This is a genomic window from Mesorhizobium sp. M0678 (genome assembly GCF_040320505.1).
Lineage (GTDB): Bacteria > Pseudomonadota > Alphaproteobacteria > Rhizobiales > Rhizobiaceae > Mesorhizobium.
Map to the genome: position 1 here is coordinate 1 of NZ_JAMYPT010000001.1, position 24,536 is coordinate 24,536.

Below are 24,536 nucleotides of genomic sequence, written 5' to 3' on the forward strand. Positions count from 1 at the left end.
CGTCCGCCAGACTCAACTGACCCAGAACACGATCCGCCATCCCGAATCTCCCTGCTTCGACCATCATCACAGAATCACCGATCGGCTTCTGTGCAAAGGTCTCACAAGGGGAGAAAGAAAAGAGTTACATCCGCACCCGTTCCGATTTCGGATCGTACATCGGCTTGAGCGAGGCCTCGGCGGCAAAGCGCTCGCCGGCGATCTCGATTTCGTAGGACGACGCCAGGACGTCCGCCTCGCTCTCGCCCTTGCAAGTCACGTAGCCAAGCCCGATCGCGCCGCCGAGATGATGGCCGTAATTGCCCGAGGTGATCGGGCCGACGATCGTGCCGTCGCGCAGGATCGCCTCATTGTGGAAGAGCAGCGGCTCGGGGTCGTTCAGGCGGAACTGCACCAGCCGGCGTGACAGGCCGGTTTCTTTCTTCGTCAGCACCGCATCGCGGCCAAGGAATTCGCCCTTGGCCGTTTTCACCGCGAAACCCAGCCCGGCCTCCAGCACATTGTCCTCGTCGGTGATGTCGTGGCCGAAATGCCTGAAGGCCTTTTCGATGCGGCAGGAATCCAGCGTATGCAGGCCGCATAGCTTCAGGCCGGCGTCAGTGCCGGCTTCCGCGATCGCTTCGAAGACATGGGCAGCCTGGTCGGTCGAGACATAAAGCTCCCAGCCGAGTTCGCCGACATAGGTGACGCGGTGAGCGCGGGCCAGGCCCATCCCGATCTCGATCTCCTGAAACGTCCCGAACGGGTTGTTCTCGTTGGAGAAATCGTTCGGGCTCACCTTTTGGATCAGCTTTCTCGAATCCGGGCCCATCAGGCAAAGCACGGCTTCGGCCGCCGTCACATCGGTGATGACGACGAACTCGTCGGCAAGGTGTTTTCTCAGCCAGGCCAGGTCGCGTTGCAGCGTCGCACCGGGCACGACGAGCAAGAAGGTCGTTTCGGACAGTCGCGAGACGGTGAGATCGCTCTCGATGCCGCCGCGCTGGTTGAGCATCTGGGTATAGACGATCTTGCCCGGCGCCACGTCCACGTCGTTGGCGCAGAGCCTTTGCAGGAAGGCGCAGGCATCGCGGCCTTCGACACGGATCTTGCCGAACGAAGTCATGTCGAACAGGCCGACGCCGTTCCTGATCGCAAGATGTTCCTCGCGCTGGTTGTCGAACCAGTTCTGCCGCTTCCAGGAATAGCGGTATTCGCGCTCCTGGCCGGGCCTAGCGAACCAGTTGGCGCGCTCCCAGCCGGCGACCTCGCCGAACACGGCGCCGCGCGCCTTCAGATGTTCGTGCAGCGGCGAGCGCCTTATGTTCCGCGAGGTCGCCATCTGCCGGTAGGGGAAATGATCGGCGTAGAGCAGGCCGAGCGTTTCGGAGACGCGCTCTTTGAGATAGCGGCGGTTCTTCTGGAACGGCTGGGCGCGGCGGATGTCGACCTCCCAGAGGTCGAAAGGCGCTTCGCCATCATTGATCCATTGCGCCAGCGCCATGCCGGCGCCGCCGGAGGAGACGATGCCGATCGAATTGTAGCCGGTCGCCATCCAGTAGCCGGAAAGCTCCGGCGCCTCGCCGAGATAGTAGCGGTCGTCGGGCGTAAAACTCTCGGGACCGTTGAAGAAGGTGTGAATACCGGCGGTGGCCAGCATCGGCATGCGGTTGACGCCCATTTCGAGGATCGGCTCGAAATGGTCCATGTCCTCCGGCAACTGGTCGAAGCAGAAATCCTCGCTTATGCCGTTCATGCCCCAAGGCTTGGCCACTGGCTCGAAAGCGCCGAGCATCATCTTGCCGGCATCTTCCTTGTAGTAGGCACACTCGTCCGGCACGCGCAGCACCGGCAGGCGGGAGAGCCCGGGGATCGGCTCGGTGACGAGATAGAAATGTTCGCAGGCGTGCAACGGGATGGTGACGCCGTTCTGCGTGCCAAGTTCGCGTGCCCACATGCCGGCGCAGTTGACGACGATATCGGCTTCGATCAGGCCTTGCTCGTCGCCCTGCGCCCAGGAAATGCCGGCGACGCGGCCGGCCCTGGTATGCACCTTGGTCACCTTGACGTTCTCGACGATCGTTGCACCGCGCTGGCGCGCGCCCTTGGCCAACGCCATGGCGATATTGGCCGGATCGCACTGGCCGTCGAGCGGCAGGTGCACGGCGCCGACCACATCTGATACATTGAGATGCGGGTACATCTGCTTGACTTCGTTTGGCGAAATCTCGCGCACGTCGACATCGAAGGCGCGGGCGAGAGATGCCTGCCGATAGATCTCGTGCTTGCGCTCCTCGGTAAGCGCCACCGTGATCGAGCCGACCTGGCGCATGCCGGTGCCGACATCGGTCTCGGCCTCCAGCTTGACGTAGAGGTCGGCCGAGTACTTCGCCAGCCGCGTCATGTTCTGCGAGCCGCGCAATTGGCCGATCAGGCCGGCGGCGTGCCATGTCGTGCCCGACGTCAGCTGCTTGCGCTCGAGCAGCACGATATCGGTCCAGCCGAGCTTGGCCAGATGATAGGCGACCGAGCAACCGGAGACGCCGCCACCGATGATGACCGCCCTCGCTTTGGGAGGAATGGCCTTGGTCGGAATGGTTTTGGTGGGCGAGGCGCTCATGCGGCCTCACAGCGATAGAAGGAGGCGAAGCGGCGCAGGCGTGTGGCAGCCTCCATCAGCACCGGCTCAGGCTGGCAGAGGCTGAAGCGGATGTGGCCGGCTGCAGCCTCGCCGAAGCTCGAGCCGGGCATGACGCCGACCTTCTCCTGGTCGAGGAAAGCCCAGGCGAATTTTTCGTCGTCCGGCTCGATCGCCGATATGTCGAGCATGACGTACATGCCGCCTTCGGAGCCGCGCACGGTGATGTTGTTCATACCGCGCATGGCATCGAGGACGACGGCGCGCCTTGCGGCATAGCGCTCGGCGATCTCCTTGACGCCGTAACCATTTTCGAGCGCCTCAGCGCAGGCGAGGCTGATGAAGGCCGGTAGGCCGTAGGTCATCACCAGATTGAGGTCGGTCAGCAGCGAGACCATCTCCTCGGGCCCGGTCAGCCAGCCCATGCGCCAGCCGGTCATGCCGTGGCTCTTCGACATCGAATTGATGACCAGCGTGCGTTCCGCCATGCCGGGCAGCGAGCGTGGTGAGACGTGCTCGCCGCCGCCCAGCGTCCAGTAGACCTCGTCCGACAGCAGCCATAGGTCATGCTCGCGGCAGATCTGCGCCAGATCCTCCAGGCGCTCTCGCGAATAGACGGCGCCCGTGGGGTTGTTGGGCGTGTTGATCAGGATGGCGCGGGTGTTCGGCCGAAGGGCGGCGCGAATGTCGGCGGCGCGCGGCTGAAAGCCATCCTCGGCGGGGGTCTCGACGACGCTGAACTCGGCGCCCGCCGCACTGAAGGTGTTGGGATAGGTGGCGTAATACGGCGCGACGACGATAGCATGGTCGCCCTGGTCGAGAACCGCTTGAATGGCCGCGTAAAGCGCGGCCTGCCCGCCCGGCGTGGCGATGACCTGGTCGGGATTTGTCGCAACGCCGGTGCACCGCATCGAGGCCGCCGCCATCGCCTTGCGCAGGCGTGGAACGCCGGCAAGCGGCGTGTAGTGGTGATTGCTGGCGCGAACCGCCGTCACGCAGGCTTCGATCGTCTCGCTCGGCGTGTCGAAATCGTGGTCGCCGACCGACAGCATGATGATGTCCTCGCCGGCCTGCTTGCGCGCCCAGGCAGCGGAATGAACCTCCCAGCCATCCTTGCCCGAAGGCACGATGCCGGAAATGCGCGATGATGGCCTGGGCATTATGCTGCTCCCGAAATTTCATAACCGGCCTGTTCGAGCCGGTCGCGCAGCGCGGCGATGTGGGCCGGTCCGACTTCGCAGCAGCCGCCGACGATGCCGGCGCCGGCCTCGACCCAACCGACCGCCTGGCCGGCATAGGCATCCGGATCAAGGTCGTGGCGGGCGTGCAGCACTTCCACGGTACCGCCATGCTTGAGCGCCTCAATCGAGGTGAAGCCGTTGGCATAAGCGCCGACCGGACCGCCGAGAGCGATCAGTTCGGGCAGCGCTGCAGCGATCGCTTCGGGCCGGCAGCAATTGATCAGCCGGGCCGCGACGGGCAGGCCGGCAAGAGCGCCCGACGCCGCCGCAATGGCTTCGCCGCTGCGCAGGCGCGGCGTGCCGTGGTCGGCAAGCGTCCACGACACCCATAGGGGCTTGCCGCTTTCCGACGCCGCGGTGACGGCGGCGCGCGCCTCTTCGGCCGACGCCATGGTTTCGCACAGAAACAGATCGACGCCGTCCGCCTGCTCGGCAACGATACGGCGATAGATGTCGAGCGTATCCTGGAAGGATATCGTCAGCGCCGGCGCATAGCTGCCGAACAGCGGCGACAGGCAGCCGGCGATCGCCGCGTCGCCGGCCTGGTCGCGGGCTTGCCTTGCCAGTTCGATGCCGCGCTTCTGCAGCGGCTTGAACAGCTCTTCCGCGCCTTCGCGTGCCAGCCGCTCCGGCGTGGCTGAATAGGTGTTGATGGTGATGACGCGGGCGCCGGCGCGGATGAATTCCGCATGCAGGTCGCGCACCAGATCCGGTTCGTCGATCAGCACCCTGGCCGACCACAGCGGCGTCGGCTCGGAACTGCTACGGCGGACCAGCTCCTGGCCCATGCCGCCATCGGTGAGGATCACTTTCTTCATGCTCTGAGCCTCTCGTTCTTTGGATCCCATAACGGCTCATCCTTCTGCACGACCGCCCGAAAACGTTCGCCGAAGATCTCGATCTCGACCGCGGTTCCCGGCTCGGTGAGGTCGGCGCGCAGCATGCCGAGCGCGATCGACCTGTCGATGCGATGACCCCAGCCGCCGGATGTCGTCTCGCCGACGATCCGGCCGTCATGCCACAGCGTCGACATGGTGGGCGCATCGCAGTCGCCGGGGTTTTCGACAACCAGCGTGACGAAGCGCTTCTTGATGCCCTGCTGCTTCTCGTTTTGCAGCGCCGTCTTGCCGCGGAAGTCGGGCTTATCCCATCTGACGAATCGCTCCAGCCCGCCCTGCAGGATCGAGTAGTCGGTCGACAGGTCGCCCTTCCAGGTACGGTAGCCTTTTTCGAGCCGCAGCGAATCCAGCGCGTACATGCCGAACGGTTTTAGTCTATGCCTCTTCCCGGCCGCCCAGACGGCGTCGAAGATGGCTGCGGTATCGTCGACCTTGCTGTGGATTTCCCAGCCGAGCTCGCCGGCGAAGGACACGCGCACCAGCTTTGCCCAACGTCCGGCGATACTGGTTTCCTGATGCGTCAGCCAGGGCAGGGTGAGGTCGGCTGCGCAGAGTTCGGCGAGGATTTTTCGCGAGTTGGGGCCGGCGAGGATCTGGGTGGAGTATTCCTCCGTCCTGTCGATCAGCTTGAATGTGGCGTCCTTCGGGATGCGCGACTTCAGCCATTCGAAATCATGCCACTGAGCCACAGCGGCGGTGATCAGCGTCATCAGGTTCTCGTCGTGGCGGACCACCGACATTTCGGTGACGATGCGGCCCTTGTCGTCGGCAAAATAGACGAGGCCGATGCGGCCGGGTTTCGGCACCAGGCCGGTCACCTGGAGGCTCAGCCATTCGGCGGCACCCGGACCGTCGAGATTGAAACGGGAGAACCCCGGCAGGTCCAGAATGCCGGCGGCATCGCGGACGGCGAGGCATTCCTCGCGCACACGATGCTGCCACGGCCCGTCGCGGCGGAAGGTCAGCGTGGATTCTTCGGAGATGTCGTCGCCTGCGTTCGTATACCAGGTGGCGCGTTCCCAGCCATTATAAGCATCGAACCGGGCGCCGAGTGCCTTGATGCGGTCGTGGAGCGGCGACAGCTTGCGGTCGCGCCCGGCCGGCCAGGCATGGCGCGGGAACTGGATGGCATATTCGTTGCCGTAGATCTCCATGCCCTTGGCGACGCAATAATCCGGGGCCGAGGCAAAGGCGGTGAAACGGCGTGGATCGCAGGACCACATGTCCCATTCGGTCTGGCCTTCGGTCACCCACTCGGCCAGCACCTTGCCGGCGCCGCCGCCCTGGGCGATGCCGAAGGTGAAGACGCAGGCCTCGAAGGCGTTGGGCACGCCGGGCATCGGCCCGATCAGAGGGTTGCCGTCCGGCGCATAGGGGATCGGCCCGTTGATGACCTTTGAAAGGCCGGCGGTGCCGAGGATCGGCACGCGGGCGACAGCATCGGCCAGGTAATGTTCCAGCCGATCGAGATCGTCGGGAAACAGCTGGAAGGAAAAGTCGTCGGGCATCGGGTCGTTGTGGCCGACCCAGTGGGCGCGGCAATTGCGCTCATAGGGGCCGAGATTCATGCCGTTCTTTTCCTGGCGCAGATAATAGGACGTATCGACGTCGCGCAGCAGCGGCAGCTTCTTGCCCTGTTCCTTCGACCACGCCGCCAGTTCGGGGATTTCCTCGAACAGGATATATTGATGGCTCATCACCATCATCGGCACCTCGCGGCCGAACATCCTGCCGACTTCGGCGGCGCGGTAGCCGGCGGCGTTGACGACGATCTCGCAGCGGATCTCGCCTTGCGCCGTCTCGACCACCCACTCGTGATTGTCTCGGCTCACGCCGGTGACCGGACAGAAGCGGATGATCTTCGCGCCCATGTCGCGCGCGCCCTTGGCCAGTGCCTGGGTCAGCTGCGCGGGGTCGATATCGCCATCATTCGGATCGTAGAGCGCGCCTTTCAGCTCATGCGTCTCGATGAAGGGGTAACGGCGCTTAATCTCGTCGAGCCCGACCACGTCGATATCCATGCCCTGGTAGCGGCCCATGCCCTTGGCGCGCTGGAATTCCTGCATGCGCTCCGCGCTATGGGCCAGCCTGAGCGAGCCGGTGACGTGGTAGTTCATGGGATAGCGGACCTCGTCGGCCAGCCGGCGATAGAGCTCGGTCGAATAACGCTGCATGTTCATCAGCGACCATGACGAGGAGAAAGTCGGCACGTTGCCGGCGGCATGCCAGGTCGAGCCGGAGGTCAGCTCGTTCTTCTCCAGAAGCACGCAGTCGGTCCAGCCCGCCTTGGCGAGATGGTAGAGCGAGGAGGCGCCGACGGCACCACCTCCGATGATCACAACGCGTGCCGTGGTCGGCAAACCGGCCATGTTCTTCTCCGACTATTTGTTTTGATGCATGTCGTTGTCCCAAAACCGCCACGCACTTTTGGGCGACATGCATTCGTTCAATAGACAGGCGGCGAAACCACCCAGATGACGACAGCCGGCTCGGCTCCAGGATTGCGCCATCGGAACGGCTTGCCGTCGAAGCGGAAGGAGTCGCCTTCGCCAAGCCGGTGCCAGATGCCAGCAATTTCGATGTCGAAACTGCCCGAAGCGACGTAGCCGGCTTCCTCGGTCGGCCGGCGCGCCTCGGCCTTCATCTCGGCACCCGGAGCGAAGACCGAACGCAGCATCTCGAAGCTACCGCCGAGATCGGGCGACAGAAGCTCCTCCACCAGGCCGGAATCGCTTGTGCCAAGCGTGCGCCGGTTGCCGGCGCGCACGACCACGCCGCGCTCGGTCTCGACAGGCACGTCATGGCTGAAGAACAGGCTGACCGGCACGCCGAACAATTCGGCGAAGGCCCTGAGATCGCCGAGCGACGGGACCGACAGACCGCGCTCGACCTGGCTGACCCAGCCGACGGAACGGCCGAGCTTCAGTGCGATTTCAGCAAGCGTCAAGCCGCGCGCCTTGCGCAACGCGCGAATGTCGCCGGCCAGCAGCCGTTCGCCGCTGTCCTGTTCCGATCTGGCGGCGGTTGAGGGCAAAGCCATCCCTGTCTTGGTGAAAAATTCTCAGCAAATTTCATTTGATGGCGGGTTCATGAAAAAATCAAGAGGATTTTCACGCAACCACAAGATTTACTTGCGCCATTTTGACGGTTCGGGCAAAGGCTCGGCGCACGAGCGGCGAGTGGGGCGTCCGGTCGAGGCGGGTAGGCTATCGGGCGTTCAAAAAGACGCGCAAGGATGCTCCATCACTTCTAGTCGGCGCATGATCCTTCCGGAAAATCGGTTCGGGATCATACGCAAAAGGACGGCCCATGCTGGAAAACAACTCCCGGATTGCGGCGGCGATCGTCGATGACGCGATCACCTCGCGGCGGTCGGTACGCGCCTTCTTGCCCGATATGGTCGACGACGAGATCATCCGCGATATTCTCGCCGTTGCCGCGCGCGCGCCCTCAGGCACCAATATGCAACCCTGGAAAGTCTATGTGACCAAGGGCGAGGTCAAGCAGCGCATCACCGACGCCATCCTCAGCTCGGGCATCCGCGCCGAAAAGGCCGAGTGGGACGAGTATCGCTACTATCCCGACCAGTTCTTCGAACCCTATCTGACGCGACGGCGGGCCAACGGTTTCGGCCTCTACGGCGTGCTCGGCATCGGCCGGCGCGAGGTCGACAGGATGCGTGCGCAGCACGACCGCAACTTCGTCTTCTTCGACGCGCCGGTCGGCATGATCTTCACCGTCGACCGGCGGCTGAACAAGGGGTCGTGGATCGACTACGGCATGTTCCTGCAAAACATCATGGTCGCCGCGCGGGGCAGGAGCCTGCACACCTGTCCGCAAGCCGCCTTCGCGCCCTATCACCGGCAGATCAGGCCGGTGCTCAACATTCCCGACGAGGAGATCATCGTCTGCGGCATGGCGCTCGGCCACGAGGATACGTCCAAGCCCGAAAATGCCTTCCGCACCGACCGCGCGCCGCTGGAAGAGTGGGTGACGTTCGCGGAGTGACGTGAAGCGCCGTCCGGCTCTACTGCACTTCGTAGCCGACTTCCTCGCTCGCATGGCAGAGCGCTTTCCAGAACGAGCGGGCAAACGAGCGGAACACATAGATGTCGAACTGATCGGCGCCGGTGCGCTGGATCTGCGCGAAGATGTCGTGATGCATGGTCGAGCGGCCGGCGCCGATCGGGAAGGCCGGCAGCGCGAAGTCGATGGCGAAGAATTTCGCCAGCACCCACTCGGCCTTCGGCCCGGCGATACGGATCGCGGTGCGGCCGTGCGAAAGGTCGGTCACCGTACCGATGGCCGAAGTGACGACACTGGCAAAGGCCGGCGCCAATCCCTCGGCTTCATCGACCACAGTGAACTTTCCCGGCGCAAAGCCGAACACCGACCTGGCGCCGTTCGTCACACCGCCACCGGCGCCGTCGGGCAAAGCCAGGCCGGTGACCGCATGGATGCCGGCCATCAACTTCTTCTCCTCGCCGGGCCAGGCGGCGAGCTGCAGGATCGAACCCGGCCTGGTTTCGGAGAGGATGATTTCGACACCATGCTCGAAATTGCCATGCGAGCCCGGATGCAGCACCGGCTCAAGCGGCGATTGGCGTTCAACCATGCATGCGGCTCCCGTCCGGATCGAAGAAATGGTTGGAGACGATCTCGACCGGCCCGAACCGGTTGCGCAGCGGGTCGGAGACATAAGCGCGCGTGCCGCGCCGCGCCTTGCCGCCCTTGACCAGGGCAAGCGCGATATATTTACCCAGCGCCGGCGAATAGCAGCAAGCGGTGATGTGGCCAAGCGAGCCGTGCGGATTGGCTTCGTCAAGCTCCTCGACGATGTGTGCGCCGCCATTGAGCGGCTGGTTGTCGAGCGAAACAATACCGACGAGTTCCAGGCGGTCGGGCGCGATCAGCCCCTCGCGGTCCATCATCGCCGAACCGATGAACGGCTTCTTCTTCGACAGCATCCAGTCGAGATGCAGGTCGCGTGCCGTGGTACGGCCGTCGATCTCGGCACCGGTGACGTGGCCTTTCTCGATGCGCATGGTGCCCAGCGCCTCCAGCCCGTAGGTCACCAGCCCGAACGGCTTGCCGGCTTCGATCAGCGCCTCCCAGACATGGGTGCCGTAGCCGGCGCCGGAATAGACCTCGAAGGCCATTTCGCCGGAGAAGGACAGCCGGCAGATCATCACCGGCACGCCGGCGATTTCGCCGTGGACGATGCCCATGAAGGGCAGGGCGGCATTGTCGACGGCAGTGCCGCTGACGCAAGCAGCCAGTATCTGCCTTGCCTTCGGCCCGCCGATGGCGGCACCGGCCCATTGGTCGGTCACCGAGGTGACGTGGACCTTCAGCGCCGGCCAGATCACGTCGAGGAAATATTCCAGATGCTGCATCACCTTGCCGGCATTGGCGGTGGTGGTGGTCATCAGGAAATCCTGCTCGCCGAGGCGCCACGTGGTGCCGTCGTCAAAGGCGAGACCGTCCTCGCGCAGCATCAGCCCGTAGCGCGCCTTGCCGACGGCCAGCGTCGAAAACATGTTGGTGTATAGGCGGTCGAGGAATTCCGCCGCGTCGGGGCCTTGCACCGCGATCTTGCCCAGTGTCGAGACATCGACGATGCCGGCGCTCTCGCGCGTGCCTCTCGCTTCGCGGACATAGGCCTGCTCGATCGTCTCGCCGGGATGGCCGTAGATCATCGGCCGATACCACAGGCCGGCGGAATACATGGTGGCGCCGTTGGCGACGTGCCAGTCATGCATCGGCGTCAGCCGCTCGGGCTTCAGATCGCCGAAGCGTTCGGCGGCTAGCGAGCCGATCGACACCGCCGAAAAGGGCGGGCGAAAGCGCGTCGTGCCGACCTGCGGGATCGGCTTGCCCAGCGCCTCGGCCATTATGGCCAGGCCGGGTATGTTGGAGCTCTTGCCCTGGTCGGTTGCCATGCCGAGCGTGGTGTAGCGCTTCAGATGCTCGACCGAGACGAAGCCTTCGCGATGCGCCAGCCGCACGTCATCCGCCGTCACGTCATGCTGGAAGTCGACGAAGCTTTTTCCTTCGGCCTTGATCTCGAACACCGGCGCCGGATCGGGATCGCCAGGTGCTGCTTCGACGGCAGGCAAGGCCGCCGGCGTGGCGGTTGCGCCCGCAGCGGAAAGACCGGCGGCGCGACCTTCGGCGATCGCCTCGGCGGTGGAGAAACTGCCGGTGAAGGCGCCGGCGCCGATCCATTGCTGTGTCGTCGGCTTGGGCGGCAGGAACGCTTGCAATGCTTCGTTCCATTCCGCTTTGGCTCCGGCCTGGCTGGCCAGATGAATGGTCGGCGACCAGCCGCCCGACATCAATAGGCAATCGGCGTGGATGCTGCGCGCATCGCCGGAAAGCGCGCCGTTGACCATGTCGAAGCGCTGCACCTTGAAGCCGGAAAGCGCCTTGCCGCCCTCGGTGGCGATCACCGCGTGGCCAGAAAGGATCTCGGCCTCGGTCTCGCCGGCCAGCTTGCGCATTTCGCTCGAAAGCTCAGGGCGCACGTCGATGATGGCGACGACCACGGCGCCGGCCTTCTTCAGCGCCAGGGCCGCGCGATAGGCGCTGTCATTGTTGGTGAACAGCCCGATCCTGTCGCCGGGCAGCACGCCATATTCAATGGCATAACGCTCGGCAGCATGCGCCAGCATTACGCCTGGCCGATCATTGCCTGGAAAGACCAGCGGACGCTCCAGGGATCCGGTGGCCAGCACCACCGACCTGGCGCGGATCGTCCAGTAGCGATGGCGCGATTCGCCCTTGCCGGGCGTTTCCTTGTGGTCGGTGACACGTTCGAGCGCGGCAAGCGTGTTGCCGTCATAATAGCCCCAGACGGTGGTGCGCGGCAGCAGGCGGATATTGTCACGGCCTTCGAGCTGGCCAGCGGCGCGCGCTGCCCAGTCGGCGGCCGGCATGCCATCGATCGTCTCGCCCGACCAATTGGCCGAGCCGCCGAAATGCGGCTCGAGCTCGGCCAGGATGACGCGTGCACCCTGATCGGCAGCCGCCCTGGCGGCCATCAGCCCCGCCGGGCCGGAGCCGACTACCAGCACATCGCAAAACGCGTTCATGCGTTCGTAGCGCGCCGTATCGGGAGCCGTGCCTGCCTTGCCCAGGCCGGCGGCACGGCGGATGAAATGCTCACAGAACATCCAGAAGCGAGTGCCCTTCAGCGGACCGATCACCGGTCCCATGAAGGTCTTGTAGTAGAAGCCGGCCGACAAAAGCTTGCCGCCGAGCTGGTTCACGGCACTGACGTCCCAGGCCAGCGAAGGGAAGCGGTTCTGGCTGATCGCGGCCAGCCCGTCATAAATCTCGACCATTGTGGCGGGGATGTTCGGCTCGCGAACCTCGCCCCTCAACACTGTGACCAGCGCGTTCGGTTCCTCGACGCTGGCGGTCAGCACGCCGCGCGGGCGGTGATATTTGAACGAACGCCCAAACAGGGTGATGCCGTTGGCCAGCAGCGCCGAAGCCAGCGTGTCGCCGGCATGGCCGGTATAAGGCGCGTCGTCGAAGGTGAAACGGATGGTCCGCAGCCGGTCGATGCGGCCCCCGGCCTCTGTACGGCGCGGGCTCATGGCTTGTCCTCGGCCCGGTGCCGCGCAACCGAGTTGTGGTCGCCGCGCGCGAACGCGGTGCTGGAGATCTCGTGCGTCAGCGTGTTGCGCACGACCCTGAGATGGGCGCGGCAGCCGCCGGAATGCTGCCAGATCTCATTGTGGTCGCCGGCTGGATTAAGCCGGTCGTAGACATAGGCGTTCCAGGCGTCGAGGTTCTGCGAGGCGGGCTGTGGGCGCTGGCGATTGCCGTCGCCCTGATAGGTGAATTCGATCACGTCGCGCGGGCCGCAATAGGGGCAGGTGATGAGCATGGATCTCTAACCTAATGCAGCCGGGGCGTGGCGCCCTGGCCCTTGTCGTCGATCACCAGGCCACGGTAGAAGCGGTCGAGCGTGAAGGCCGAGTTGAGACCGTGCGGCTCGTCCTTGGCAATGGTCCAGGCAAAGCACCAGCCGGAAGCCGGCGTCGCCTTGAAGCCGCCATAGCACCAGCCGCAGTTGAGATACATGCCCGGCAGCGGACCGGTGGTGATGATTGGCGAGCCGTCCATCGACATGTCGCAGACGCCGCCCCATGAGCGCAGCATGCGGACACGGGCCAGCCCAGGGAACAGCGCCAGCATCTCGCTCATCACCTCATCGACGATCGGCAGGCTGCCGCGTTGGGCGTAGCTGTTGTAGCCGTCGAGATCGCCGCCATAGACAAGGCCGCCCTTGTCCGATTGCGACATGTAGAAATGGCCCATGCCGAAGGTCAGGACCGTATCGATGAACGGTTTTAGCGATTCCGTGACGAAGGCCTGCAGCACGTGGCTCTCGATCGGCATCGTCTCGATGCCGGCAAGCCGCATGACCCGCCCGGTGCTGCCGGCAACCGCGACCGCTACCTTTTTTGCGCGGATTTCGCCGCGCGTTGTCGTGACGCCGGTGATGCGGTCGCCGTCGCGCAGGAAGCCGGTGACCTCGCAATTTTCGATGATGTCGACGCCGCGGCGATCTGCGCCGCGCGCATAGCCCCAGGCGACGGCGTCGTGGCGGGCGGTGCCGGCGCGCCGCTGCATCAGGCCGCCGACGATCGGGAAACGCGCGGTGGCTGAGACGTCGAGCGCCGGCACCAGGCGCGCGATTTCGGCCGTGGTCATCAGTTCGGCGTCAACGCCGAGATGGCGCATGGCGTTGCCGCGCCGGGCATAGTCGTCGAGCTGAGCAGGTGTGTGGGCGAGGTTCAGGCAGCCGCGCTGCGAGAACATGACGTTGTAGTTGAGGTCATGGGCCAGGTTCTCCCACAGCTTCATCGAATGCTCGTAAAAGCGCGTGTTGGCCGGCAGGAGATAGTTGGAACGGACCGCCGTGGTGTTGCGGCCGACATTGCCGGAACCGAGCCAGCCCTTCTCCAGCACCGCGACATTGGTGATGCCGTGCTCCTTGGCTAGGTAGTAGGCGGTCGACAGGCCATGGCCGCCGCCGCCGATGACGATCACGTCGTAGGACGCCTTCGGGTCGGGCTTGCGCCAGGCCGGCCTCCAGTCCTTGTTTCCGGTCAGCGCGTTCTTGAGAAGCGAAAAGGCCGAATATTCCGCCATTCTTATTGTCATCCATTTCAGGCTTTGCGGCAGACTATAGAGCAGGCCGCCAACGCAAAGCCAAGATTGCGCCATCGCTTTTCGACTCCCCGACTTCGACTGGATTGGCCGACTTCGATTGGATTGGCCGACTTCGATTGGCGGACTTCGAAAACGAGCCGCCTGGCATGACTTGCCCCGTGATATGAGCGTCTTTATCAAGGACGTGCTTCAAAACTGCCGCTGCCGTCCGCGAGTCGCCAGAAAAATCATGTTCTTTCGTTTACTCCGCCTGGTCCTGATCGTTGCGCTTGTTGTCTTGGCGCCGCCGTCGTTCGACGCGATGGCGCAGGCGCTCGGGCAGGGTGCCGCCGGGCTGGTTACAGACCAGCAGAAGGTCATCCAGAGCCTGACGGCCAAAACCGACGATCTCGAGAAGAAGATACAGCAGGACGGCCAAGACGATGCCACCCTGGTGGAAATCCGCCTGCAATTGGAGGATCTGTCGCGGGCGGCGCTCACCAGCGCGCTGGCGTTCCGCTCGCGTCTCGGCGATATCAACGATCGGATCGAGACGCTGGGACCTCCGCCGGCCGCGGGCCAGCCGGCCGAGCCCGACATCGTGACCGGTGAACGCCAGGCGCTGGCTTCCGAAAAAGCCGAGATTAACGCCGTCATTGCCAGCGCGCAGAACCTGTCGATCCGTGTCAGCGGGCTGATCGAGAAGATCGGCAACATGCGCAGCGAGCTGTTCCGCAATCAGCTCACCAAGCGCTACGTGCTGTCCGATGCATTGAGCCCGGAGGTCATTTCCAACGCCAATGACGAATTTACCAGTTTCTACAAAGCGGTGTCGTCCTGGCTGAGCTTCGCCTTCAAGTTCAAGTTCCAGGCAATTCTTGCCGCGACGTTGATGGCGCTTGCGCTGGCCGCCGTGCTTTTTGTCGGCGGGCGGCGCCTGTTCGGCCGCGTCTTCGAAGCCGATCCTTCCGTCGAGGATCCATCCTATCTCAGCCGCCTGTCGGTGGCGTTCTGGTCGACATTGCTGCCGTCGCTGGCGGTTGGCGCCTTCCTTATCTCGACGGTCTTCTTCTTCAATTATTACAATGTCTTGCGCGGCGACATCGGCATCTTCCTGAATTCGCTGGTTGCCGTTATCGCGGTGGTGTTCTGCGTCAACCGGCTGACCAATGCGGCGCTGGAACCGCGGTTGCCGAACTGGCGTCTGATCCCTGTCGAAACCGGCCCGGCGCGCTGGCTGGTGCGGCTGACGACTGCCATGGCCGTCGCCATCGGCATCAATTATTTCCTGTCGGTCGTCAACGACAAGATGGGCTCGCCGCTATCGCTGACCATCGCCAGAAGCTTTGTCGCCACCATCAGCGTCGGCGTCATCCTGATCCTGATGGGGCTGCTGAAGCCGTTCAAGGCTGCCGACGGGAGCTGGCGCCCGTGGCCGGCATGGCTGCGCTACACCGCCGTCGCGCTAGGGCTATTCACCATAGCGTCGGCGCTGCTCGGCTTTATCGGCCTTGCTATTTTCGTCTCGGTGCAGGTCGTGGTTACCGGCACTATCCTGGTCACCGCCTATATCGGCTTCCTGTCGGCGCGGGCGATCGGCGAGGAAGGTGGTTTCGCCAACACTTCGATCGGGCGCTGGCTAGCGGCCAATTCAAGCTACGAAGAGACCGCGCTCGACCAGCTCGGGCTTGTCGTCAGCGCCGCCATAAACATCATGATCGTGCTGGTGTTCCTGCCGCTGATCCTGTTGATGTGGGGCTTCCAGCCCGGCGACATCCAGGCCTGGGCCTACAAGCTGGCGACGGGCCTCACCATAGGCTCGGTGACGATCTCGGTCACCGGCATCCTCACTGGCGTCGTCGTCTTCATCATCGGCTATTTCCTGACGCGCTGGTTCCAGGGCTGGCTCGACGGTTCGGTGATGGCGCGCGGCCGGGTCGACACCGGTGTGCGCAATTCGATCCGGCTGGCGGTCGGCTATGCCGGCGTCGCGGTCGCGGCACTGGTCGGCATCTCGGCGGCCGGTATCGACCTCTCCAATCTCGCGTTGGTCGCCGGCGCCCTGTCTCTCGGCATCGGCTTTGGCCTGCAGAATGTCGTCTCCAACTTCGTCTCGGGCCTGATCCTTTTGGCCGAGCGGCCGTTCAAGGTCGGCGACTGGATCGTTGCCGGTGACATCAGCGGCACGGTCAAGAAGATCAGCGTGCGCGCCACCGAGATCGAAACGTTCCAGCGGCAGTCGGTGATCCTGCCCAATTCAAACCTGATCAACAATGCGGTCGGGAACTGGACGCACCGCAACAAGCTCGGCCGCATCGATATCAAGGTCGGCGTCGCCTATGGCAGCGACATCAAGCACGTGCATGGCGTCCTGTTGGAGATCGCGCGCAGTCATCCGCTGGTGCTGAAAAACCCCGAACCCTTTGTGCTGTTTTCCAATTTCGGCCCGGCCGCGCTCGAATTCGAGATCCGCGTATTCCTGGCAGACGTTCTTAGTGGCAATATCGTCCAGAACGACATCCGCTTTGCCATCTTCGATGTGTTCGCCGACCAGCATATCGAAATTCCGTCGACACCGCGCGCCGTCGTCGAGACCAAAAAGCACGAGGCGTGGCCGATCGACGACGACAAGATCGAAGTCGAATTCGCCGAGCGGGAACAAGCAAAAGCCCTAGCGGCGGTCGAGGCGAAACGTCTCGCCAAGTCGGGACGCAAGGTACGGAAGCCCGATCCTGACTAGCTGATTGGAGCTTGCCTTCAAGCCTTCGGAAACCAATTGCGGCATGAATGCGGCATTCAGTTGCCGTTCAGCTTGCATTGCATATAAGCTCACCTGCAAACGGCGAGAATGCCTTGCGAAATGCAACAGAGGCGGTGGCAACACCGATACTGCAAAATGTGGAAGTCTCTCGTCGCCGCCATCGCTTTTCTGGCCGTGGGCGGTTCGGCCCATGCCGCCAGCGCGGTCAACAAGGACGCCGAGACCCGCACGCTGATCGTGACGGAAGGCGGCGGCAAGACCGAGCTGGCGCTGGCCGCTGGCGAAACCGTGGAATTTTGCCCGAGCGGCTGTTTTGTTACCTTGCCGAATGGCGACCTCGAGGCGCTGACCGGTTCGGAGACGATTGAGATCTCGGGCGGCGTCGCGCGCATCAAATAAAGTCGACGCCATGATTTTTGAAGGCCGGGCAAACGCCCGGCCTTTTGTTTGCTTCCGGTAATCGGCGATGAAGGTATGCACTTTTCTTCGAAGCTGCGCAGGGCGGGCTCTAGCAGCGCCTTCGTACCGAGCAGGGCGAAGGCGTAGGTCTAACTGCATTCGACGGGCTGGTGGCGCGGGCTTTTTTGGCGATGTCGCAAACAGGCTGCAAGCGCGGCGCCGCGCCGCCCTATAGTCTGCTCGCAATAGCATCTTGGAGTCGCGGGCAATGGCAGGGTTTCCGGAAAAGGCGAAGGTCGTCATCGTCGGGCTGGGCGGCATCGTCGGCGCATCGGTCGCCCATCACCTGATCGAGCGCGGATGGGACGATATTGTCGGCATCGACAAATCGGGCATCCCGACGGATATCGGCTCGACGGCGCATGCCTCCGACTTCTGCTACACGACCAGCCATGATTTCCTGTCGTGCTGGACGACGCTCTATTCCATCGATTTCTACGAAAAGATGGGTCACTACGCGCGCATCGGCGGCCTCGAGGTCGCCCGCGTCGGCGACGACGCTCGCATGGCGGAGATCAAGCGCAAGATCGCCTCGGCGAAGGCCTTCGGCACACGCGCCCGCCTGATCGATCCCGCCGAGATCAAGGAAAAATTCCCGCTGATCGAAGAACAGATGGTACAGGGCGGCCTGTGGGATCCCGACGCCGGCCTCGTCATCCCGCGCTCGCAGACCGTCGCCGGCAAGCTTGTCGACCAGGCGGAAGCTTCCGGCAAACTCAGGGCGTTTGCCAATACGTCGGCCAGGTCGCTCGTCATCGAGAACGGCCGCATCAAGGGCGTGGTGACCGACCGCGGCACCATCGAGGCCGACTATGTCGTGGTCTGCACCGGCATCTGGGGACGGCTGATCGCGGAAATGGCGGGCGAGGACCTGCCGGTCATGCCGATTGACCATCCGCTTACCTTCTTCGGGCCGTACACTGAGTTCGCCGGCACCGGCAAGGAGATCGGCTGGCCGCTGCTGCGCGATCAGGGCAACTCGGCTTACATGCGCGATACCGGCGACCCCAAGACCGCCGAAGGCGGGCAGATCGAATGGGGTTATTACGAAGAGACCAATCCGCGCCTTTGCCATCCGCGCGATATTCTCGAGAAAAACCAGGCGCGGCTTTCGCCGTCGCAACGCGATCTCGACATGGAACAAATCCTGGCGCCGCTCGAGCGCGCCATGGAACTGACGCCGATCCTGGGCGAGCTGGGCTACAATGAGAGCCATTCCTTCAACGGCCTGCTGCAGGTGACGGCGGACGGCGGCCCCTCGATGGGCGAAAGCCAGAAGGTCAGGGGCCTATGGTATGCCGTTGCGATCTGGGTCAAGGACGGCCCCGGCATGGGCAAGCTCATCGCCGACTGGATGACGGACGGCCGCACGGCGATCGACCACCACGCCATCGACTATTCGCGCTTCTATCCGCACCAGACGAAAGAGCAGTTCATCTGGGACCGCTGCACCGAAACGGCGATGAAGGTCTACAACCCGGCTGTCCATCCGCGCGAACCCTTCTCCAAGGCCCGCAATGTCCGCCGCTCGCCCTTCTGGGAGCGCGAAAAGGAACTCGGCGGCTATTTCATGGAGCTCGGCGGCTGGGAGCGCGCCCACGGCTACGCCGCCAACGAGCATCTGCTCGAGAAATACGGCAACCGGGTGCCGGTGCGCCAAAACGAATGGGATAACCGCCACTTCTGGCGCGTCTCGAACGCCGAGCATCTCGCGATGAGCGAGGATTGCGGCATCGTCAACCTGTCGCATTTCGCCATGTACGACGTGGAAGGCCCGGACCATGTCGCGCTGATGGAATGGCTGTGCGCGGCAAAGATCGGCGGTGACGGCAATATCGGCAAGGGCATCTATACCCATTTCCTCGACGAGGAAGGCATGGTGCGCGCCGACCTGACCGTCATCCGCATGGCCGACCGCTGCCGCGTCATCGACGGCGCTGATGCCGGGCCGCGCGACTTCCAGTACATGCGCCGGACGGCAGAGGACAAAGGCTTCGACGTTACCGTCACCGATGTGACCGAGAGATATGTGACCGTCGGCATCTGGGGTCCGAACGCGCGGGCAACATTGGGCAAGGTCGTGGAAAACCCCGACGGACTGACGCCTGAGAATTTTCCCTTTGCCGCGATCAAGCCCGTCAGGATCGCCGGCAAGGACGTGACCGCCTTCCGCATCTCCTATGTCGGCGAGCAAGGCTGGGAACTGCATATGCGCTACGAGGACGGCCTGGCTGTCTGGGACGCGCTGCGGTCGACCGGCGTGATGGCCTTTGGCGTCGAGACCTATGCCAACAGCCGCCGCATGGAGAAGAGCCTGCGCCTGCAAAACGCGGACCTCTTGACCGAATACAATCTGCTGGAAGCCGACCTTGCCCGTCCGAAAGTCAAGGAGGCCGATTTCTGCGGCAAGGCAAAGCATCTGCAATATCGCGCCCGGGTGCATCAGCCGGCCATGCTTTGCACGCTTATCATGACGGACAATACAGATTCGAATGGTGTTCCCCGCTATCCGGTTGGCACGATGCCGGTGATGGACCCGCAAACCGGTGAGACGCTCGTCGACGAGCTCGGCCGCCGCTCCTTCACGACCTCGGTGGCCTATGGTCCGACCCTCGGCAAGAACATCGCGCTCGCCCACCTGCCCTGGGCGTATTGCCAGGAGGGCCGCAAGCTGAGCGTCGAATATTTCGGCGAGAAGTACCCGGTCGAAGTGGCCGCCGTCGGCTACAGGCCGCTCTACGACCCGGAGAACCTCAATCCGCGCAGCTAAGCGTTGCTTGCCTGCCGATTCTCCACACAGGCAAGCCGAGCAGTGCCAGCAGGACCTGAATGCAGAAGCCCGATTCATCGTCGGGCTTTTCGCTTTGTGGAGCGATGATTCTCGCTTACCGTCGCGCTGCGATTGGGGGGTGCCTTTGCGGCGGATCGGCTGGGACAGAAAAAACGATGCGCTTGTGTTTCAGCTGAACCGGAATATCCCGGTTCGCGTCAGCTGGACCTTCGCAATTCCCATTGTGCTGCCCTTCCTGAACGAGTGGGCGAGCCGACCCAAGGATGCACTGATCCATACCTCTATCTTTGCAGCGCTTCTGTTTGCGTCGATATTTCTGCACGAACTGGCACACGCCTGGATCGGACGCCGACAAGGCGTCGCCACCGACAGGATAGAATTATATCTCTTCGGCGGGCTCACGCGTTTCAAACGCGCCGCAGCGCCATCGCCTGCCTGGGCGCGGATTGCGATAGCGGGTCCCCTGGCGAACGTCGCGCTCGCCGCGTTTTTCGATGCGGCCTATTATCTGGTTTTTGGAGAACTCATCCCAGTTGCGCCCGAAAGGCCATTCGGGTGGCTGCCGTCAAGGTCGGCCGGTCCTCTGGAATGGACGCTTTGGATTGGCGCATTGTTGAACGTGTCACTTATCATTCTCAACATCCTGCCCGCCTACGATCTGGATGGCGGCGTGATTGCAAGACATTTGTTCCTGAGACGCTTCGGCGTCCGCCGGGCCGCGCAGATCGTCGGCATCTGCGGCATCGTACTTTCAATTCTGCGTTTTGCGATCATCTTGCCTGCCGCGGTTGCAGGTATTCTGTTGTGGCTTCCGCCGTCATTCAAGCCGAACTGGAGGGCAGCGCGCGGAGTCGGTGCTAGAAAACCGAAGCCGGACCCATCCTCCGAGACGGATGTCGAGAAGGCCGTGGAGTGGCGGGGACGGGGCGGGCACCGCATCCACAAATGAAATTCGTTTTCCGGCGGTTCGCAAAAATGTGACCGAATGAGCCCGGCTCTCCACCGGGCTTTTCTCTTTGTCGATCGGCGATTTTCGCTTACCGTGCGGCATGTCTGGTTTTGCCCGTGCAAGACATCTCGTCTCGGGTGCCGCCGCGCTGGCGTCGGTGCTATGGCTGACTGCAAACTCCCGCGCCGCCGAGCCGGTCGACGTCGAACTGGTGCTGGCAGTCGACGTTTCGCTGTCCATGTCGCCGGACGAGCTCGAAATCCAGCGTCATGGCTATGCGGCGGCGCTGACGCATGACGATGTCCTGCAGGCAATCGGCGAAGGCGCTCATGGCAAGATTGCCGTCACCTATGTCGAATGGGCTGGCGCGACCTGGCAGCAGGTCGTCGTGCCGTGGACGGTGATCGCCAATCGTGCCGACGCCGAGCGGCTGGCAGCGCAGCTTTCCGCTCATCCGCCGGCCAGTGCCAGGCGCACCTCGATCTCCGGCGCGCTGGAATTCGCCAGCGATCTCTTTGCTGAAAGCGGCTTCCAGGGCGTCAAGCGGGTGATCGACATTTCGGGTGACGGCCCCAACAACCAGGGCGCACCTGTCGATATCACCCGCGACGCCGTGATCAAGCAAGGCATCACCGTCAACGGCCTGCCGCTGATGACCAGGGGCGGGTTCAGCAGCGCTTACGATGTCAACAATCTCGACCGCTACTACAGCGACTGCGTCATCGGCGGGCCGGGCTCCTTCATGATCCCGGTCAATGACTGGACGCAGTTTCCGGAGGCCATCCGCCGCAAGCTGGTGCTGGAGCTTGCCGGTCCGGCCTCGCCGCAGCGAGCGGCGGAACAGGCGGCGCATCCGCCATTGGTGCTGGCACAGGACATCCCCGTCACCGACTGCCTGGTCGGCGAAAAAATGTGGCGCGACCGCAGCTGGATGTACAACAGCCGCTGATGGCGGAGTTTGCTGTCGATGGTGACATACCGCAGTGCAGCATCTGCTTCATTGACAAGCCTGCGGGCGTCTGTGACACAATTCCCCATCCGAACACATAAAAGGGGAACCGACATGAACAGGATCGGAATTCTTGCCGCAAGCTTGACGCTTGCCGTCGGATTGTCCGCGCCGGCGATGGCCGCCACATCGGTCAGTATCGGCATCAGTGGATGGACCGGCTTTGCGCCACTGACACTCGCCAAGCAGGCCGGCATCTTCGAAAAGCACGGCCTCGACGTCACCTTGAAGAAGGTGCCGCAAGCCAGCCGGCCGCTCGCCATCGCCAGCGGCGACCTGCAATGCGCCGCCACCACGGTCGAGACCTGGCTGGTCTGGAACGCCAATGGCGTGACAACCAAGCAAATATTCCAGCTCGACAAATCCTACGGCGCCGACGGCATCGTCGCCCGCAACGACATCAAGACCGTCGCCGATCTCAAAGGTAAGTCGGTCGCGTCTTCGGCGCCGGGCACCTCGCCCTATTTCATGCTGGCCTGGGTGCTCAACAAGAACGGCATGTCGACCAAGGACGTGACGGTCGTCAACCTGGAGCCGGATGCGGCGGCGCAGGCGTTTCTCGCCGGCCAGAACGATGCGGCGGTCACCTATGAGCCGTTCATCTCGGCGGTGCGCGAAAAGTCCGACCAGGGCCATATCCTTGTGACCACTCTCGACTATCCGATGGTGCTCGATACGGTCGGCTGCACGCCGGAGTTCCTTAAGGCCAATCCGGATGCGGGCAAGGCGCTTGCCGACAGCTATTTCGAGGCACTCGACCTGATCAAGAGCGATCCGGCGAAATCCTATGAGACGATGGGTGCCGACGTGAAGCAGTCGGCCAAGGAATTCGAAGAGTCGGCCAAATACCTGAAATGGGCCGACAAGGCTGAAAACAAGCAGTTCTTCACCAAGGAATTCCAGGACTTTTCCAAGACCGCCGGCGAGCTTCTGCTGCAGATGGGTTTGATCAAGGAAGCGCCTGACGTCTCGACATTGGCCGACACCAGCGCCGTCGCCGACTAACCGGCAGGATTGTCGCCCGGCGGCGGCGCGTGCGCCGCCGCTTTTTCATTCAGATCAGAGGACGGTCGAAGATGCCGCGCCCCTTGCATCCGGTCTCGCCGGGCATTCGAACCGTGCTCGGCATTTCGTTCTTCGTGCTGTTCGTGGCGTTCTGGGCGTGGATCACGCTTGGCGGCCACGTCAATCGCATTTTCCTTGCCGATCCGCTGTCGATGGTGAGAGACGGTTGGCGGCTGCTGGTCGAGGACCGCTTCTGGCTCGACATCCTTATCACCATCTGGCGCGTCTTCGGCGGGTTCCTGATGGCGGCCATCGTTGCCGTGCCGCTCGGCATCGTGATGGGTGCCTGGAAGCCCGTGGAGGCGTTCCTGGAGCCGTTCGTCTCCTTCGCCCGCTATCTGCCGGCATCGGCCTTCATCCCGCTGCTCATCCTGTGGGCGGGCGTTGGCGAGCTCGAAAAACTGCTGGTGATCTTCGTCGGCTCGGTGTTCCAGATCATCCTGATCATCGCGGTCAAGGTCGGCGGCACACGGCGCGACCTGGTCGAGGCGGCCTACACGCTTGGCTCGTCCGACAACGGCATCGTGCGGCGCGTGATCATGCCGGCCAATGCGCCGGAGATTGCCGAGACCCTGCGGCTGGTGCTCGGCTGGGCCTGGACCTATGTCATCGTCGCCGAGCTGATCGGCTCGTCGTCGGGCATCGGCTACATGATCATCAACAGCCAGTCGCGGCTGGCGACAGGGCAGATCATCTTCGGCATCATCGTCATCGGCCTGATCGGGCTGTTGTCCGATTTCGCCTTCAAGGCGCTTAACCGTTGGCTGTTTCCATGGAGCCTGGCGTGAGCAAGCTGCTCATCGAAGGCGTCTCGCGCACCTTCGCCGGTGTCGGCGGTGGGCAGCCGGTCAAGGCGCTGATGCCGATCGATCTGGCGGTCGCCGCCAACGACTTCATCACCATCCTGGGGCCATCCGGCTGTGGAAAGTCGACGCTGCTCAGGATCGTCGCCGGCCTCGAAGCGCCGAGTGGGGGACGTGTTCTGCTCGACGGCAGGGTGGTGGACCGGCCCGGTCCAGACCGCGGCATGGTTTTCCAGTCCTATACGCTGTTTCCGTGGCTGACGGTCGCCGAGAACATCGCCTTCGGCCTGCGCGAACGTGGAATGGCCGAGCACGAGCGCAGCGAAATCGTCGCTTCTTACGTCGATCTCGTCGGGCTGAGAGGTTTTGAAAACCATTGGCCGAAGCAGCTTTCCGGCGGCATGCAGCAGCGCACCGCGATTGCCCGGGCACTGGCCAACGATCCGGAGATTCTGCTGCTCGACGAGCCGTTCGGCGCACTCGACAACCAGACCCGCGGGCTGATGCAGGAACTGCTTCTCGGCATCTGGGAGCGCCGGCAAAAAACGGTGCTGTTCGTCACCCACGACATCGAGGAGGCGATCTTCATGGCGTCGCGCGTGGTCGTGATGACGGCACGGCCGGGCCGCATCAAATCGGACGTTGCCGTCGACCTGCCGCATCCGCGCCACTACACGCTGAAGACCAGCCCGGAGTTTTCGGCACTGAAGGCGCGGCTGACGGAAGATATCCGCGTCGAGGCGATGCGCACGGCGCAGATATAGTCGGGTCAGC

At 63.4% G+C, this 24,536-nt stretch carries 18 protein-coding genes; 9 read left to right on the forward strand and 9 right to left on the reverse strand.

What is annotated here, in order from left to right; genetic code table 11:
* Positions 1 to 124: 124 nt before the first annotated feature.
* The 5 genes from NKI29_RS00005 to NKI29_RS00025 all read right to left on the reverse strand — a co-directional run bounded on the left by NKI29_RS00005 (position 125) and on the right by NKI29_RS00025 (position 7,797).
* A complete protein-coding gene (locus NKI29_RS00005; protein WP_352644795.1) occupies positions 125 to 2,599 on the reverse strand; it encodes a GcvT family protein in 2,475 nt (824 codons plus the stop codon).
* A complete protein-coding gene (locus NKI29_RS00010) occupies positions 2,596 to 3,777 on the reverse strand; it encodes a pyridoxal phosphate-dependent aminotransferase (RefSeq protein WP_352724938.1) in 1,182 nt (393 codons plus the stop codon). The genes NKI29_RS00005 and NKI29_RS00010 overlap by 4 nt, the downstream gene beginning before the upstream one ends.
* On the reverse strand, positions 3,777 to 4,676 hold the full coding sequence (locus NKI29_RS00015) for a homocysteine S-methyltransferase family protein (RefSeq protein ID WP_023676541.1): 900 nt from the start codon (positions 4,674 to 4,676) through the stop codon (positions 3,777 to 3,779). Before NKI29_RS00015 ends, NKI29_RS00010 begins: the two co-directional genes overlap by 1 nt.
* Positions 4,673 to 7,126 carry a GcvT family protein gene (locus NKI29_RS00020; RefSeq protein ID WP_352568960.1) on the reverse strand — a complete coding sequence of 818 codons (2,454 nt, stop codon included), beginning with the start codon at positions 7,124 to 7,126 and terminating at the stop codon, positions 4,673 to 4,675. Before NKI29_RS00020 ends, NKI29_RS00015 begins: the two co-directional genes overlap by 4 nt.
* Before the next feature lie 77 nt (positions 7,127 to 7,203).
* Positions 7,204 to 7,797 carry a helix-turn-helix domain-containing protein gene (locus NKI29_RS00025; RefSeq protein WP_031211731.1) on the reverse strand — a complete coding sequence of 198 codons (594 nt, stop codon included), beginning with the start codon at positions 7,795 to 7,797 and terminating at the stop codon, positions 7,204 to 7,206.
* A 269-nt stretch (positions 7,798 to 8,066) separates the two neighbouring features.
* Between NKI29_RS00025 and NKI29_RS00030 the strand changes: the two genes are divergently transcribed.
* Positions 8,067 to 8,765: a nitroreductase gene (locus NKI29_RS00030; protein ID WP_352623286.1), complete on the forward strand. Its 699-nt coding sequence runs from the start codon at positions 8,067 to 8,069 to the stop codon at positions 8,763 to 8,765.
* Positions 8,766 to 8,784: 19 nt separating this feature from the next.
* Here NKI29_RS00030 and NKI29_RS00035 read toward each other — a convergent pair whose 3' ends face one another.
* From NKI29_RS00035 to NKI29_RS00050, 4 genes are read right to left on the reverse strand one after another with little or no spacing between them, the layout of a single operon-like run.
* Entirely contained in the window at positions 8,785 to 9,372 is a 588-nt protein-coding gene (locus tag NKI29_RS00035; protein WP_023676538.1) for a sarcosine oxidase subunit gamma, read from the reverse strand.
* Positions 9,365 to 12,361 (reverse strand): sarcosine oxidase subunit alpha, encoded by a 2,997-nt coding sequence (locus NKI29_RS00040; RefSeq protein ID WP_352568958.1) that lies wholly within the window; start codon positions 12,359 to 12,361, stop codon positions 9,365 to 9,367. The genes NKI29_RS00035 and NKI29_RS00040 overlap by 8 nt, the downstream gene beginning before the upstream one ends.
* Positions 12,358 to 12,654 (reverse strand): sarcosine oxidase subunit delta, encoded by a 297-nt coding sequence (locus NKI29_RS00045; protein ID WP_023676536.1) that lies wholly within the window; start codon positions 12,652 to 12,654, stop codon positions 12,358 to 12,360. Before NKI29_RS00045 ends, NKI29_RS00040 begins: the two co-directional genes overlap by 4 nt.
* Positions 12,655 to 12,665: 11 nt before the next feature.
* Positions 12,666 to 13,925, reverse strand: a complete 1,260-nt coding sequence (locus NKI29_RS00050; RefSeq protein WP_352568999.1) for a sarcosine oxidase subunit beta — start codon at positions 13,923 to 13,925, stop codon at positions 12,666 to 12,668.
* Positions 13,926 to 14,175: 250 nt separating this feature from the next.
* On the opposite strand from NKI29_RS00050, the gene NKI29_RS00055 reads away from it, so the two are divergent.
* The 8 genes from NKI29_RS00055 to NKI29_RS00090 all read left to right on the forward strand — a co-directional run bounded on the left by NKI29_RS00055 (position 14,176) and on the right by NKI29_RS00090 (position 24,526).
* Positions 14,176 to 16,665, forward strand: a complete 2,490-nt coding sequence (locus NKI29_RS00055; protein WP_352568957.1) for a mechanosensitive ion channel family protein — start codon at positions 14,176 to 14,178, stop codon at positions 16,663 to 16,665.
* A 156-nt stretch (positions 16,666 to 16,821) separates the two neighbouring features.
* Positions 16,822 to 17,085, forward strand: coding sequence for a hypothetical protein (locus tag NKI29_RS00060; protein ID WP_023676533.1), 264 nt, complete (start codon positions 16,822 to 16,824; stop codon positions 17,083 to 17,085).
* 268 nt (positions 17,086 to 17,353) lie between these two features.
* Positions 17,354 to 19,915, forward strand: coding sequence for a GcvT family protein (locus tag NKI29_RS00065; RefSeq protein WP_352568956.1), 2,562 nt, complete (start codon positions 17,354 to 17,356; stop codon positions 19,913 to 19,915).
* 7 nt (positions 19,916 to 19,922) lie between these two features.
* Complete coding sequence (locus NKI29_RS00070; protein WP_352568955.1) at positions 19,923 to 20,885, forward strand: site-2 protease family protein; 963 nt, start codon at positions 19,923 to 19,925, stop codon at positions 20,883 to 20,885.
* 100 nt (positions 20,886 to 20,985) lie between these two features.
* On the forward strand, positions 20,986 to 21,834 hold the full coding sequence (locus NKI29_RS00075; protein WP_352568954.1) for a DUF1194 domain-containing protein: 849 nt from the start codon (positions 20,986 to 20,988) through the stop codon (positions 21,832 to 21,834).
* 114 nt (positions 21,835 to 21,948) lie between these two features.
* Positions 21,949 to 22,899 (forward strand): ABC transporter substrate-binding protein, encoded by a 951-nt coding sequence (locus NKI29_RS00080; RefSeq protein ID WP_352452114.1) that lies wholly within the window; start codon positions 21,949 to 21,951, stop codon positions 22,897 to 22,899.
* Positions 22,900 to 22,970: 71 nt separating this feature from the next.
* Positions 22,971 to 23,747, forward strand: coding sequence for an ABC transporter permease (locus NKI29_RS00085; RefSeq protein ID WP_023676527.1), 777 nt, complete (start codon positions 22,971 to 22,973; stop codon positions 23,745 to 23,747).
* A complete protein-coding gene (locus NKI29_RS00090) occupies positions 23,744 to 24,526 on the forward strand; it encodes an ABC transporter ATP-binding protein (protein WP_352452112.1) in 783 nt (260 codons plus the stop codon). The genes NKI29_RS00085 and NKI29_RS00090 overlap by 4 nt, the downstream gene beginning before the upstream one ends.
* The last annotated feature ends 10 nt before the right edge of the window (positions 24,527 to 24,536 follow it).